Source organism: Terricaulis silvestris (genome assembly GCF_009792355.1).
Lineage (GTDB): Bacteria > Pseudomonadota > Alphaproteobacteria > Caulobacterales > Aquidulcibacteraceae > Vitreimonas > Vitreimonas silvestris.
In genome coordinates this window covers 740,321-754,089 of sequence record NZ_CP047045.1, presented here as the reverse complement: position 1 = coordinate 754,089, position 13,769 = coordinate 740,321, and the positions used below count along the sequence as shown (strand labels likewise).

14 protein-coding genes are annotated in these 13,769 nt (G+C 65.5%); 10 read left to right on the top strand and 4 right to left on the bottom strand.

Annotation, left to right across the window (positions count from 1 at the left end; all coding sequences use genetic code 11):
- Positions 1-62: 62 nt before the first annotated feature.
- The 3 genes from DSM104635_RS03485 to DSM104635_RS03475 are packed head-to-tail and all read left to right on the top strand — an operon-like array spanning position 63 to position 5,589.
- The gene (locus DSM104635_RS03485; protein ID WP_158764868.1) at positions 63-902 is read left to right on the top strand and encodes a DUF58 domain-containing protein; all 840 of its coding nucleotides are present in this window, start codon (positions 63-65) and stop codon (positions 900-902) included.
- Complete coding sequence (locus DSM104635_RS03480) at positions 899-3,547, top strand: DUF4159 domain-containing protein (protein ID WP_158764867.1); 2,649 nt, start codon at positions 899-901, stop codon at positions 3,545-3,547. The genes DSM104635_RS03485 and DSM104635_RS03480 overlap by 4 nt, the downstream gene beginning before the upstream one ends.
- The gene (locus tag DSM104635_RS03475; protein ID WP_158764866.1) at positions 3,544-5,589 is read left to right on the top strand and encodes a hypothetical protein; all 2,046 of its coding nucleotides are present in this window, start codon (positions 3,544-3,546) and stop codon (positions 5,587-5,589) included. The genes DSM104635_RS03480 and DSM104635_RS03475 overlap by 4 nt, the downstream gene beginning before the upstream one ends.
- A 412-nt stretch (positions 5,590-6,001) precedes the next feature.
- On the opposite strand, the gene DSM104635_RS03470 is transcribed toward DSM104635_RS03475, so the two are convergent.
- A complete protein-coding gene (locus DSM104635_RS03470; protein WP_158764865.1) occupies positions 6,002-6,496 on the bottom strand; it encodes a GNAT family N-acetyltransferase in 495 nt (164 codons plus the stop codon).
- A gap of 71 nt (positions 6,497-6,567) precedes the next feature.
- Here DSM104635_RS03470 and DSM104635_RS03465 point away from each other — a divergent pair, with 71 nt between their 5' ends.
- The 4 genes from DSM104635_RS03465 to DSM104635_RS03450 are packed head-to-tail and all read left to right on the top strand — an operon-like array spanning position 6,568 to position 9,638.
- Positions 6,568-7,899 carry an MFS transporter gene (locus DSM104635_RS03465; RefSeq protein ID WP_228445826.1) on the top strand — a complete coding sequence of 444 codons (1,332 nt, stop codon included), beginning with the start codon at positions 6,568-6,570 and terminating at the stop codon, positions 7,897-7,899.
- Positions 7,899-8,816: an SDR family NAD(P)-dependent oxidoreductase gene (locus DSM104635_RS03460; RefSeq protein WP_158764864.1), complete on the top strand. Its 918-nt coding sequence runs from the start codon at positions 7,899-7,901 to the stop codon at positions 8,814-8,816. The genes DSM104635_RS03465 and DSM104635_RS03460 overlap by 1 nt, the downstream gene beginning before the upstream one ends.
- An 11-nt stretch (positions 8,817-8,827) precedes the next feature.
- The gene (locus DSM104635_RS03455; protein WP_158764863.1) at positions 8,828-9,238 is read left to right on the top strand and encodes an META domain-containing protein; all 411 of its coding nucleotides are present in this window, start codon (positions 8,828-8,830) and stop codon (positions 9,236-9,238) included.
- Positions 9,239-9,257: 19 nt separating this feature from the next.
- Positions 9,258-9,638, top strand: a complete 381-nt coding sequence (locus DSM104635_RS03450; protein WP_158764862.1) for an META domain-containing protein — start codon at positions 9,258-9,260, stop codon at positions 9,636-9,638.
- Here the strand turns inward: DSM104635_RS03450 and DSM104635_RS03445 are convergent.
- Positions 9,635-10,114 carry a hypothetical protein gene (locus DSM104635_RS03445; RefSeq protein ID WP_158764861.1) on the bottom strand — a complete coding sequence of 160 codons (480 nt, stop codon included), beginning with the start codon at positions 10,112-10,114 and terminating at the stop codon, positions 9,635-9,637. The two genes, DSM104635_RS03450 and DSM104635_RS03445, sit on opposite strands and share 4 nt — an antisense overlap.
- A gap of 131 nt (positions 10,115-10,245) precedes the next feature.
- Here DSM104635_RS03445 and DSM104635_RS03440 point away from each other — a divergent pair, with 131 nt between their 5' ends.
- From DSM104635_RS03440 to DSM104635_RS03430, 3 genes are all read left to right on the top strand, one after another.
- Positions 10,246-10,953, top strand: a complete 708-nt coding sequence (locus tag DSM104635_RS03440; protein WP_158764860.1) for a pirin family protein — start codon at positions 10,246-10,248, stop codon at positions 10,951-10,953.
- Positions 10,954-11,115: 162 nt separating this feature from the next.
- The gene (locus DSM104635_RS03435) at positions 11,116-11,655 is read left to right on the top strand and encodes a response regulator (protein WP_158764859.1); all 540 of its coding nucleotides are present in this window, start codon (positions 11,116-11,118) and stop codon (positions 11,653-11,655) included.
- A gap of 73 nt (positions 11,656-11,728) precedes the next feature.
- On the top strand, positions 11,729-11,929 hold the full coding sequence (locus DSM104635_RS03430; protein WP_158764858.1) for a hypothetical protein: 201 nt from the start codon (positions 11,729-11,731) through the stop codon (positions 11,927-11,929).
- A gap of 224 nt (positions 11,930-12,153) precedes the next feature.
- Here the strand turns inward: DSM104635_RS03430 and queE are convergent, their stop codons facing one another.
- Together queE and queC are read right to left on the bottom strand one after the other, a co-directional pair.
- Positions 12,154-12,783, bottom strand: a complete 630-nt coding sequence (queE, locus tag DSM104635_RS03425; protein ID WP_158764857.1) for a 7-carboxy-7-deazaguanine synthase — start codon at positions 12,781-12,783, stop codon at positions 12,154-12,156.
- Positions 12,780-13,478, bottom strand: coding sequence for a 7-cyano-7-deazaguanine synthase QueC (gene queC / locus DSM104635_RS03420; RefSeq protein ID WP_158764856.1), 699 nt, complete (start codon positions 13,476-13,478; stop codon positions 12,780-12,782). Before queC ends, queE begins: the two co-directional genes overlap by 4 nt.
- Between the last annotated feature and the right edge of the window lie 291 nt (positions 13,479-13,769).

The following is a 13,769-nucleotide window of genomic DNA, read 5'->3' as shown; positions in this document are numbered from 1 at the left end:
TTCTGCGCGTCTGATCGCCCCCCACCCCCAACCCCGCCCCGCAAGGGGGCGGGGAGTCGCTTATGTCTGACGCCGCGCGCCTCGACGCGCTTGCGCTCGCAGGCGATCTGCCGGGCGTGCTGCTCGATGCGAAGCGTCTGGCGGCGAGTGCGCCGGGCGTGCACGGGCGGCGACGCAGCGGGCAAGGCGAAGCGTTCTGGCAATATCGCGATCACCGCGCCGAGGACGGCGCGCGGCTGGTGGATTGGCGGCGCTCGGCGCGTGGTGATCGCTATTTCGTGCGCGAGCGCGAGCGCGAAGCGTCGCAGACGGCGTGGTTCTGGCTCGATCCGGAGCGCGGCTTCAACTGGACCAGCGATCCGGCGCGGACGACGAAGCTCCGCCGCGCGCAAACGATAGCGCTGGCGTTGGCGACATTGCTGCAGCGTGGCGGTGAGCGGATCGGGGCCATGGGTGTTGCGCCGCGCACCGGGCCGCGTGCGGTGGATCGGCTGGCGCATGACTTTCTCGTGCCGGTGAAGGAAGCGGAGCCGCCGCCGCGCAGCTGCATCATTTTTTTGTCGGACTTCTACGCGCCGGTTGAGATGTGGCGCGATCGGTTGTCGGCGTGCGCCGATGTCGGCGCGGCGGGCGCGCTGGTGATGGTGGCCGATCCGGCGGAGGAAGACTTTCCGTTTCGTGGGCGGACGCTGTTTCTGGAGCCGGGCGGGCGGCGCCAGACGTTGCTGGGCCGCGCGGAAGCGGCGCGTGAGGTGTACGCGGAGCGGCTGGAGACGCATCGGCGCGCGATCCGTGCGCTGGGCGCGGAGTTTGGCTTCCCTGCCCTGTTGCATCGCACCGACCATGGCGCATCGCCGGCGCTGGCGATGCTGATCGCGCTCGTCGCGGAGCGGTTCGCTTGAGCTTTGGGCCGTTCCTGTTTGCGGCGCCGGGTGCGTTGTTTGCGCTGCTGGCGTTGCCGCTGCTCTTCTTCATCATGCGCGCGACGCCGCCGGCGCCGGCGCGCGAGCAGTTTCCGCCGGTGCGTTTGCTTGAAGGCTTGCGCACCGAGGAGCAGAGCCGCGAACGCGCGCCGTTGTGGCTGGTCTTGTTCCGGATGCTGGCGGCGGCGCTGCTGATCCTGGCGTTCGCACGGCCAAGCTTGGCGCCGAGTGCCGCGGAAAGCGCGCAAGGCGGGCGCACGCTGATCGTGATCGACGATGGCTGGACCTCGGCGCCGTTCTGGAGCGACGTGCGCACGGCGGCGATCGCGGCGGTGACGCAAGCAGAGCGAGCGCGCGCGCCGGTTTTCATGCTGCTGACGGCGCCGAATACGCCGGCGCGCGATCCCGGTGAGGCGCTGACGGCGGCGGATGCGAAGGCGCGGATTGGACGATTGGAACCGCAACCGTGGCGGCCGGATCGCGCGAACGCGGCGCAACGCTTGGCGCAGACGCGCGGCAATTTCGATCGCATCGTTTGGATCAGCGATGGTTTGAACGACGCTGGCGCTGAGGCTCTGGCCGCTGAGTTGCAACGGCGCGGGCGGGTTGTCGCGCGGCTGCCGGCGTTGACGGCGCGGGCGCTGGTGTCGGGTTCGGTGACGCCGCAGGGCGTGGTGGCGGAGGTGCGCCGGGCGACCAATGGCTCTGCTGTCGGCGCGATTGCGGCTGAGACGGCGGAAGGTCGCTCGCTTGGCGCTGCGGAGTTTAGCTTTAGTGGCGACGCGCTGACGACGTCGGCGCGGATTGAGCTGCCGCCGGAGATCGCGGCGCGGGCGGCGCGGGTGCGAATTGTTGGCGAGCAAGGCGCGGGCGCGGTGCGGTTGTTACCGGCGGGCGCGGGACGGCCGTTCGTTGGCTTGGTCGATCCGGGTGGCGCGGGGCAGCCGCTGCTGTCGGAATTGTTCTACGCCGATCGCGCGCTGCAGCCGTATGCGAGCTTGCAGCGCGGTTCGATCACGCAACTGATTGACGCGCGGGCGCAGGCGCTGATCTTGCCCGATGCGAGCCGGATTGCGCCAACGGATCGCGCGGCGCTGGAGCGCTGGCTCGATGCTGGCGGCTTGCTGGTGCGGTTCGCGGGACCGCGGCTGGCGAATGATGCGGACGAGTTTGTGCCGGTGCGGTTGCGGCCAGGTTCGCGGACGTTGGGAAGCGCGCTCGCCTGGGAGACGCCGTTGGCAGTCGCGACGTTTCCAGCTGACTCACCATACGCAGGCATTGCGCCGCCGGCGGATGTGAATGTACGGCGGCAAGTGTTGGCGGAGCCGGCCTCGCTGCAGGAAGCGCGGGTGTGGGCGACGTTGACGGACAACTCGCCGCTGGTGACGGCGCAGGCGCACGGGCGCGGGCTGATTGTACTGTTTCATATTAGCGCTGGGCCGGAATGGTCCGATGTGCCGCTCTCGGGTTTGTTCGTGGAGATGTTGCGGCGGACGTTGGCGTTCGCGGCGCGTGCGGACGGCGCGGGTGAGCGCGAGATCACCGGCGGGCCGTACGTGGCGACGCGCGTGCTCGATGGCTACGGGTCGCTTTCGCCGGCGCCGCAAGATTCGGCGCCGATTGCGCCGGAGGCGTTTGCGACGGCGTTTGCTTCGCCGGCGACGCCGCCGGGTCTGTACGAGCGCGCCGGTGTGAGTGCGGCGATCGATGCGGCGCGAGCCGCGGAGACGCTAGAGCCGTTGGTGCTGCCGAGTGGGATCGAGCGCGAGGGTTTGAACGCGGCGATTCAGCGGCCGTTGGCGGGATGGCTGTTTGGGTTGGCGGCGTTGTTGCTGGCGGCGGATTTACTGATTGCGCTGTTCTTGCTGGGGCGCCTGCCGCGGTTTGCGCGGGCGATGGCGGCGGGGTTGGCGTTACTCGTCGTGTTTGGCGGCGATGCGCACGCGCAGAACATGGATGATCCGACGCAGACGTTGCGCTTGGCCTATGTGCAGACGGGCGATGCGCGGTTGGACCGTGCGTCGGAAGCTGGGCTGCAGGCGCTTTCGGATATTTTGACGACACGGACATCCGTTGAGCCGGGGCGCCCTGTCGGCATCGATCTCGCACGAGACAATCTGGCGGCGTATCCGTTCTTGTACTGGCCGGCGCCCTCTTCGCCGCGACGCATGTCCGATGCGGCGTTGGCGAATGTGGATCGCTACCTCGCGGTTGGCGGCTTGCTCTTAGTCGACACGCGCGACGCTGGCGCGAGCGGCGGGCGGCCTGCGGCGCAGATGTTGTCTGGCGTGGATGTGCCGCCGCTGGAGTTGGTTGGAACCGAGCACGTGCTGACTCGCGCGTTTTATTTGATGCGCTCGTTTCCCGGTCGCTCGCAATCAACACAGCTCTGGGCGGAAAGCGCCGCGGCGGCGTCTTCGCGCGATGGCGTTGCGTCGCTCTTCGTCGGCAATGGTGATTGGGCGGCGGCTTGGTCTGGTCAGGCGAGCATCAGCGACCGGCAGCGTGAGCTATCGCTGCGGTTCGGCGTCAATCTGGTGATGGTGGCGCTGACAGGGAACTACAAAGCCGACCAAGTGCACGTGCCCGCGCTGCTCGAACGCATGGGCGAAGAGCGGCGATGATTGATGGCGCGCGCATCGGGTTCGATCCGGCGCTGCCGTGGAGCGTGATGATCGCGCTTGGCGTGATCGCGGCGCTCGCGTTCGGTGTTTACGTGTGGCGGCGCGGCGGGGCGCCTTGGCTACGCATTGGCGGCTTTGTGCTGCTGTTCATCGGCTTGATGCAGCCGCAATGGGTGCGTGAAACGCGCGAACCGGCGGACGATGTGGCGCTAGTGGTTGTCGATCAGAGCGAGAGCCTGGCGCTGGCGGGGCGGCGCGAGGCCGCGCGCGCGGCGGGCGACGCGATGGCGGAGCGGCTGTCGCGCGAACAAGGCTTGGACGTGCGCGTGCGCGAAGCGCGTGGCGGCGCGGATGGCACGCTGATCACGTCAGTGATCGAGGATGCGCTGAGCGATGTCGCGCGCGATCGGATCGGCGGCGTCGTGGTGGTGACGGATGGGCAAGCGGCCGATCCGCCGCCTGAACCGAACCGTTTGCGCGAGCTTGGGCCGGCGCACATCTTGATCGTAGGCGATCCCAATCGCGGCGACCGGAGGCTGGAGCTGATCTCGGCGCCGACCTTTGGCATCGTCAACGAGCCGATGCGGATCACCGGGCGCGTGATCGATGCGACTGGCAACGCGCCGGTGCAAGTGACAGTGAGCATTGATGGTCAGCGCGTGGCTCAGACTGAGGTGCGCGCGAACCGTGAGTTTGGCGTCAACGTGCAATTGCCGCATCGCGGGCGGAATATGGTGATCGTCGAAGCCGCGGCGGGCGCGCAGGAAATCACGCTCAGCAACAATCGCGCGGCGTTCGCGGCGAATGGCGTGCGGGATCGGTTGCGCGTTCTGCTGATCACGGGCGAGCCGCACGCGGGCGCGCGGGTGTGGCGCAATTTGCTGAAGTCCGATCCAGCCGTGGATGTGGTGCACTTCTCGATCCTGCGGCCGCCGGACAAGCAAGACTTCACGCCGCTCACTGAGTTGGCGCTGATCCCCTTCCCGACGGAGGAATTGTTTGAGCGGCGCTTGGATGAGTTCGATCTCATCATCTTCGACCGCGCGCCGCAGCGCGGAATTCTGCAAGCGTATTATTTTTCCTCGATCGCGCGGCGGATCGAGCAAGGCGGCGCACTGTTGATCACGGCGGGCGAAGCGGAAGCCGGATTAGACGGGCTTTATCGCACGTCGTTGGCGGGCATCTTGCCGTCGCAGCCGACGGGGCAAGTGATCTCAAGACCGTACCGGCCGGCGCCGACGGCGTTGGGTTTGCGCCATCCTGTTGTGCGCGGATTGCCGGCGCCGGAGCGTTGGGGACGTTGGACGCGGCAGATCGATGCGACCGCGAACGGTGGACAGACTGTGCTCGCGGGCGCGGATGGGCGGCCGCTGCTTGTGCTGGATCGCGCGGGTGAGGGGCGCGTTGCGCAATTGTGGTCGGATCAGCCTTGGCTGTGGGCGCGTGGGTATGATGGCGGCGGGCCGCACGGTGAGTTGCTGCGGCGGCTGGCGCACTGGCTGATGCAGGAGCCCGAGCTGGAGGATGAGCGGCTGACGATCGATGCGGGGCCGCGCGGGTTGGAGATCGAGCGCAGCACGTTGGGCGCGGCGCCGGGTGCGGTGGAGATCATCGCGCCGTCCGGTGCGCGCAGCAGCGCAGCGTTGGGCGAAGCTGCCCCGGGCTTGTATCGCGGCGAGGCGCCGGCTGCGGAACAAGGTTTGTACGAAGCGCGCAGCGGAAACTTGCGCGCGTACGCGGCAGTCGGCCCGCTCAATCCGCGCGAAGCAGCGGCGCTGGCGGCAAACCCGGAGATTTTGCGGCCGTTCGCGAACGCCACCGGCGGCAGCGTGTTCATGACAGGTGAGGATGGGCGGCGCTTACCCGAGGTGCGCCGCATCGATCGCGGCGCGAATGCGCGTGGCAATGACTGGATCGGGATTGAGCGCAACGGCGCGTATGTCGTGCGTGCGGCGCAAGCGACGCCGCTGGGGCCGGGTTGGGCTTGGGCGCTGCTTGGGATTACGCTGCTGATGCTGGGGTGGCGGCGGGAGTCGATTTGATGCGAGTCTCGATTCAAATCTTGCTCATCTGCGCGGGTCTAGTTCTCGGAACAGCTCCGTGCTTCGCACAGAACACAACAGCGGACTATATGCGGCGTACGTTCGGCCACGCGCCGCCGCCGCCATCTTGTTCGACTCAAGAATTCTATGTCGAGTTCGAACCCGGGCAAGATGCACCTCGTGGCACGACGCCATCATCGTTTGACGCCAACATCGACGCGGCAAGGAACTGCAACGTTCTTACCGTCTTCGTCGCTGGACATAATTCATCGCAAATTGCCGTAGTCCGCGATCTTCTGATTCAGGAAGGCTTGATGCCCAAGTCTGTTCAGACGCACGAATTCGCCGTTCCTATTGCACCGCCGCCCTACGTGACGGACCGCGTGCGGGTGACTTTCGTTTTCCGCTGACGTCAGTGCGGCGCAGTCAATGCGCCTTGTGCTTTGTCCAAACCGCCGGGACGCAGCTCGAGCCAGAGAACACGCGCGCCATCCACTGGTCCCGGCAGCGCGACGCGATCTTTCGGCACGATGGTGAAGCCGGCGGGACGAAAGAAGCGTTCGGCGCCGATGAGGATGATGCCGAGGCCGCCAGCCGCGCGACAGGCCGTGATGCATTCGCGCACGAGCGCGAGGCCTAGCCCTGCTTGCTGTGCGGTGGGATCGACTGCAAGAGGTCCGAGGAAGAAGAGCGGCGCGCCGGCTTCGACGCGGTAGATGCGGCAGACGCCGATCACTTCGCCGGCGTCGTTGAGCGCCACGCGAGAAAGCGCGGGCTCCCACACCGCGCCGCGTTCGCGCACGCGTTCGCTGGTCTTGGCGTGACGGCCGGGACCGAAGGCGCGATCGAGCACGCGCTCGATGGCGACGGCGTGTTCCGGTTTTTCGGTGGCGAAGGTGTGAGCCATGGAGGCGCCGCGCTTAAGCGCGGTCGCCCCTTGCGTCAATCGCGCCGGTGTCATGTTGCCTGCGCTTGGCGTTGAGCGCATACCCGCGCGGCTTGCCAGCTCTGCGCGTCCCCTCCCTCGGCATCTTTCGTCATCGCCAGTTCGCCCAATTCTGGGTGGCGCGGTGGTGCGCGACGCTGGCGATCCAGATTCAAGCCACCGCGATGGGATGGCAGGTCTATGACGCGGCGCGCGAACATGGGCAAAGCGTTGCGGAAGCGGCGTTCGTGCTGGGCTTGGTCGGTCTTGCGCAGTTTCTGCCGCTGCTGGTGCTGTCGTTGTTCGGCGGGCAAGCGGCGGATCGGTACAACCGGCGGCTCATTCTCACTGCCTGCATTCTCGCAAAGGCCGTGATCCTGCTTGGCCTAACCAGCGTCGCGAACATGGGACCGGACATTGTGATCCCCGCCGTGTTCGCAGCGGCGGTCACGGCTGGCATCATCAACGCGTTCTTGCCGCCAGCTGCCAGCGCGCTGCTGCCGATGTTGTTGCCGCGCGATGAGTTGCCTCAAGGCATTGCTTGGAGCTCGCTCGCATTTCAGTCCGCTTTGATCGTAGGGCCGGCGATTGGCGGGCTGCTGTATGGGCTCGGCGCGCCTGTGCCCTATGCCACCGCGTTCGTATTGCTGGTCATTGGCGCGGCTCTCCTCTTCTTGCTGCGGCCACCGGCGCAAGAGCCGGTGAAAGACGCGCGCACGATTGGGATGATCATGGAGGGGCTCCGCTATGTGTGGGGCAACAAGATCGTGCTCGGCGCGATTTCCCTCGATCTCGTTGTGGTGCTGCTCGCAGGCGCGGTGGCGCTGCTGCCGGTGTTCGCGCGCGACATCCTCCACGCGGGGCCGAGCGAGCTTGGGATTCTACGCTCCGCGATGGGCGTGGGCGCCGCATCAGTTGCGTTGTTTCTTGCGATGAAACCGCTGCGGCAGCGCGTCGGCGCCTGGATGTTTGGATCAACCGTCGTGTTCGGACTGGCGACGATTGTGTTTGGGCTGTCACAGAATTTGTGGCTGACGGCTGGCGCGCTCGCGATCGCCGGCGGCGTGGACATGATCTCCGTTTACGTACGATCGAGCTTAATCCAGCTTGCGACGCCCGATGCGATGCGCGGGCGGGTTTCTGCGGTGAGCTTCGTCTTTATCTCCGCGTCGAATGAGTTCGGCGATTTCGAAGCGGGCTTGATGGCGCGGATATTTGGGCCGGTGCTGGCGGTGACGATCGGCGGCGTGGGCGCGGTCGCAGCCTCACTCGGCTGGATCAAATTGTTTCCAGACTTGGCGAAGGCGGACGGGTTTGAGCCTTCCACGCTTCCACCGCAGGCGCAAAACGCGGTAAACCTCGCACGAGAAGTGGAGAAAAGCTGATGGGCGTGCTCGACGGCAAGGTCGTGATTGTAACGGGCGGCGGCAACGGCATCGGCCGCGAGTGCGCGCTGTTGGCGGGCCGCGAAGGCGCGAGCGTGCTGGTGAACGATCTTGGCGGTGGGCTGAAGGGCGAAGATGCAGGCTCAAGCGGGCCGGCCGAGGATGTCGCCAAGCTCATTCGTGACGCGGGTGGCAAGGCGATCTCGAACAGCGATAGCGTGAGCGAGTACGACGCGGTCGCGGCGATGTGCGAGCAGGCGAAGAAGGCATTCGGCGGGCTGCACGCGATCATCAATCCAGCCGGCATATTGCGCGACGGCATGTTTCACAAAATGGATCCGGCTGACTGGAAGGCAGTGATCGATGTGCACCTGCATGGCGCGTTTAACGTGACGCGCGCGTCGATCGAGCATTTCCGTGAGCAGCAGAGCGGTTCGTACGTGCTGTTCACGTCCACATCCGGACTGATCGGCAATATCGGGCAAGCGAACTACGCGGCTGCGAAGTTGGGCGTGATGGGACTGTCGCGCATTGTGGCGATGGAAGGACTGCAGAAGAATGTGCGATCCAACATTATTGCGCCGTTCGCGTGGACGCGGATGATTGCCTCGATCCCGGTGAAGGATGAGGCGAGCGCTGCGCGTGTCGAGCGGATGAAGAACGGCATGCGGGCCGATCAGGTGGCGCAATTGGCTGTCGCGCTGTGCGCGGATGGCGCGAAGGACACAACGGGACAGATCTTCGCGGTGCGCGGCAACGAAGTGTTCCTGTTCAACCAGCCGCGGCCAGTGCGGGCGATGGCGCGGCTTGAGGGCTGGACGCCAGAGAGCCTGATCGAGCAAGCGCTGCCGGCGATGAAGGCGAGCTACACTGACGTCGGCGCGTCGGCTTCGGTGTTTCCATACGATCCGGTTTGAGGATGATGACGATGCGCGCACTTGCCGCTTGCCTGCTCGCTTTGATGCTCACCGCTTGCGCGCAAACGTCTGATTCCGCGCCGAATGCGCCGGCGAGCTATCTCGCTGGCACGAGTTGGCGGCGCGTCGATGACACCAATGCCAACCCGCACGGCGCGACGATGGCGTTCAGCACGGACCGTGCGTCGGGATACACTGGCTGCAACAATTGGTTTGCGTCCGTGACTCATGACGGCGAAGCGCTGCGCTTCGGCAACGTTGGCACGACCCGTCGCGCATGTGACGGAGCGGGCGTCCAGATCGATACCGAGCGTAGCTTTCTCGCGGTGATCCAAGCGACGCGATATGCGCACTACGATCAAGACGCGCTGGTGCTGTTGGACGAGAACCAACAGGTGATCGCTGAGTTTAACGTCGAATAGTCGTTCTGAGGAGCTTGCGATGCGTGTTGCGATTTTAGTTGCGGCCTTGGCGATGCTTGGCGCATGCGCCACCGCGCCGGACACGGCAGTCGAGCTCACCGGCAGCGAATGGGCGTTAATCACGGATGCACAGCCCTCGCCCACGATCGATTTCACCGATCAAGGCGCTTCGGGCTTTGCGGGCTGCAATCGCTGGTTCTCATCGATTGAGCGCACTGGTGATCAGCTGAGCTTCGGCGATATCGGCCTCACCCGCATGATGTGTCCCGCGCCGCAGATGACGACAGAGCGCACCTACACCGACGCCCTCAATCGCACGGATCACGTGCGGATTGAGGGCAATGAGCTGGTCCTCTCCGGAAGCGGCGCCGATCTGCTGCGCTTCCGGCGGACGAACTAAGGCGTCGCGGGCGCGGCTGGCGCCGCGGCGCGCGGGATTGGCGCCGGGCAAACGTCGCCGCCATTCGGTCCCGCGCAGTTCACGACAGCGACTTCCGTGGCGGCCGGCGCGTAAACGACGAGCCAATGCTCGCGCGGATCGAATTGCGCGCGGCTGATCAGAACGCCGCACTGCACAGACAGCACGAGCGAACCAACGTGCGCCGCGTAGACGCTATCCGGCGCGACATCGGCGGGGACGATTCCGCGTGACTCGGTGCCGCGCGGCGACGTGCATGGCGGCTGCGCTTCCGGATGCGCTTGCTGATAGGCGACGAGCGCCGAATATCCGGCCACCAGCTGGTTTTCACCCGACATCGCCTGCACCTGCTCCATCAGACTTTGTGGCGCGGCAGGCGCTTCTTCTGTCGGCGCTGTCGATTGGCCGCATGCTGCAAGCGCGAGCGCGGCGCACGCGATGATCAGTTTGGACTTCATTTGGGCCTCCCTTGCCGTCTATCCACTCGGCTTGGGCGCCCGCGTCAAGCTTTTGCCGATGGCATGGGTCTCAAGCTTGTGCCTTGCCGTCAGACTCTGAGGCGCCACATTGGACCACGAAGAGGTCTGGCATGATCGAAAAACGTCCGTTCGATAGCTTGGGAAAATTCGACGCCGACTGGTTGGCGGCGCGCTATCACTTCTCGTTTTCCGGCTACCGCGATCCCGCACGAATGCAGTGGGGCGAGGCGCTGCGCGTTTGGAATGACGACACCATCCAGCCGAAGACCGGCTTTCCACCGCATCCGCACTCGGACATGGAGATCATTACCTACGTGCGCACCGGCGCGATCACGCACCAAGACAGCATGGGCAATCGAGGCCGCACCGAAGCCGGCGACGTGCAGGTGATGAGCGCGGGCGCGGGCGTTACGCACGCGGAGTACAATCTCGAAGACGGCGAGACGACGCTCTACCAGATTTGGATTTTGCCCAAGGAGCGCGGCGGCGAACCGTTTTGGGGTGCAGCGAAATTTCCCAAGGCGGATCGGGCAGGCGCACTGGTGACGCTGGCGTCCGGCTTCGAGAGCGATCAAGCCGCCGGCGCATTGCCGATCCGGCAGGATGCGCGCGTGCTGGCGGCGACGCTCGAGCCGGGCCAGACCGTTTCGTATCCGATCAAAAAGGGACGGCACGCCTATCTTGCCGTGGCCAAGGGCGCCGCGTTGGTGAATGGCGTCGAACTCGGCGCTCGCGATGGCGCAGCGATCCACGATGAGGCGGAGATCCGCGTGACTGCCGGCGGCGAAACCGAGATCGTTCTCGTGGACGCCCCATGAGTTGAAGGCGGCGTCACGTTTCTGACGCCCAGTAAACCGGTAGCAACGACTGCGTCGTCTTCTTGCTGTAGCGAGCGTTATTCTGATCGCGCGGTCGAAATTTACTATCTGTTTGCTGTTCGGCGCGTTGATGGTGGCTCTGTGCTCGGGGGCGGGAGTTCGATGGCGTCGATTGGCGACATCCATGTGCTGGTGGTCGACGACAACAAGCAGATGCGCTTTCTGCTGCGCTGCTTGTTGCGCGCCGGCGGCATAACCGACGTCAGCGAAGCGGAAAACGCATACGACGCTTTTGGAATTATGAGCTGCCGGCCGGTCGATCTCGTCATCGTCGACTGGATGATGCAGCCGATCGATGGGCTCGCCTTCACCCGCATGGTCCGCTGGGACGCCAAGAGCCCGAACCCTTACGTGCCGCTGCTGATGCTGACCGCGCACACGAAGACGTCACGGGTGGCGGCGGCGCGCGATGCGGGCGTCAGCGGGTTCGTGAAGAAGCCGATCAGCGCGAGGGTGCTGTTCGACCGGATGACGAGCGCGCTGACCGACACGCGCCTCTTCATCAAGACGGATTCATTCATGGGCCCGGATCGCCGCCGCGGCGTGGCGGCGGATTATGCAGGCCCCTTCCGGCGCGACAGCGACCAGCAGAGCGCGGCGCTCGACACCATCGATCTTGACGACGTGCGCTGGCGCGCGTGACTGTTGTCAGTGCTTGCCCGACGTAAGCTTGGCGCGCAAAGTTCCGCCGCCTTATTCGGCGGGGATCGCGCACATGCTCAAGGCTCTGGCTAGCCTGCTACTCGTATTGCCGTTGGCGTCATGTTTGGTCGGCGCCGCTGTGGGTGCGACAGGCGCTGTTGTCGGCGCGGCTGTTGGCGTAACCGGCGCAGTTGTCGGAACGACAGTGAGAGCTGGCGGCGCAGTCGTCGATGCGGTGACGCCGGGCGATGATGACGAAGAAGACGACGATTGATCGCATAGTCCATGCTTTAACGGGAACGTGAATTGCCAGCATTCGGGCGAGTGTCATGCTCGCTTGGCTGCAGGCGTCAAACGTTCGCGACGCGCGATTCTTGCAGCTTTAGCCGATGACTGCGTCACACGCGTAAGCGTGCGGCGGTCGGCAGCGCTAGGGTGGGCGTCGGCCCCGAATCCCCGTTCTCGCCATTGTCTGCCCTAGCGCACCGCCGGCCCCGGTCAGCGCAATCCGAGCAATTTGTGTGTTTGCAGACACAACCGCCAAGGCGGGTGTGCGAGACAATATTCGATCGCTGCGCGTGTGTTTTCTTCGCGCGATGGGCTGTCCATGGGCTGCAGGAAGAAGGTCTCGAAGGCGAGATCGGCGAAGCGCTCGGGCAACGCGTCGGCTTGCGGATAGACCAGCTTCAACTCGTGGCCGGAGCGTTGCGCGAGCGCCGCGTCGGCCTTCGGACTGACGCAGATCCAGTCGATGCCAGACGGCGCGGCGATAGTGCCGTTGGTCTCCACGGCGATCTCGAAACCCTCGGCATGGAGCGCGTCGATCAGCGCGGAATCGAGCTGCAGCAGCGGCTCGCCCCCGGTGCAAACGACGTAGCGCGACGGCCCGCCTGGCCACTTCGCGGCAACGGCTTGGGCAAGCGCTTCCGCTGTTTCAAACTTGCCGCCGCCATCGCCGTCGACGCCGACGAAATCCGTGTCGCAGAATGTGCAGACTGCCGTTGCGCGATCTTGCTCGCGGCCGCTCCAGAGATTGCAGCCGGCGAAGCGCACGAAGACGGAGGGACGGCCCGTGCGCGCGCCCTCGCCTTGCAGCGTGTAGAACATCTCCTTGACTGCGTACGTCACGCTGCGGCGCTCCCGCGCCATTCGTTCCAGCCCTTCGCGCGCAAATCGCACGCCGGACAAGCGCCGCAACCGTAGCCCCAGGCGTGGCGATGTTCGCGGTCGCCGCGATAGCAGGTGTGGCTGTGCTCGATGATTGCATCGACCAAAGTATGTCCGCCCAGATCGTGCGCCAACGCCCAGGTTTGCGCCTTAGTGAGATACATCAGCGGCGTTTCGATCGTCATCGGCCGATCTAGGCCGAGTGAGAGTGTGCCCGCCATGGCGTCGATGGTTTCGCGCCGGCAATCGGGGTAGCCGGAATAGTCGGTCTCGCACATGCCGCCGACGAGCACGTCGATGCCGCGCCGGTAAGCGAGCGCGGCGGCGACGCTAAAGAACACCAAATTCCGGCCCGGTACGAACGTGCTCGGCAAGCCGCTCTCGGCCATTTCGATGGCGCGGTCGGCGGTCAGCGCGCTTTCGGCGATGGCGCCATAGCCGGAAATATCGACGACGTGGTCGTCCTCGAGCCCCGCGCTCGCACAAGCGGCGCGGATCTCCTCCCGTAGGATCGGGCGCTGTTCCAGCTCCACGGCGTGCCGTTGCCCGTAGAAAAACCCGATCGTTTCGACTCGTGAGAATCGGTCGAGTGCCCAGGCCAGGCAGGTGACTGAGTCTTGTCCGGCGGAGAACAGAACGAGCGCGGCTGACGACATGGGCCACTTATAGCCGCAAATGAAACATGACGCTTGCAGCTGATTTCTGCGAAATTTTCATGATTGACGTGGGGGAAGTATTGCCCGCCCCGTAAACCCGACGTGGCGGAAGTGTGGCGCGGCGGACGCAGCCTTCGGCTCGATGACGCGCACGTCAAGTTATGGTCGCCGACGCCGTTGACAGGCCAGGGCCTCGCACCTGCTATAGCGCACTTGGACAGGTAGGGCGCGGGGGGAATACCCGCTCGCCAGCCCACCATGCCGATGGTCTGCCCCGTCGCCCACAGAAGG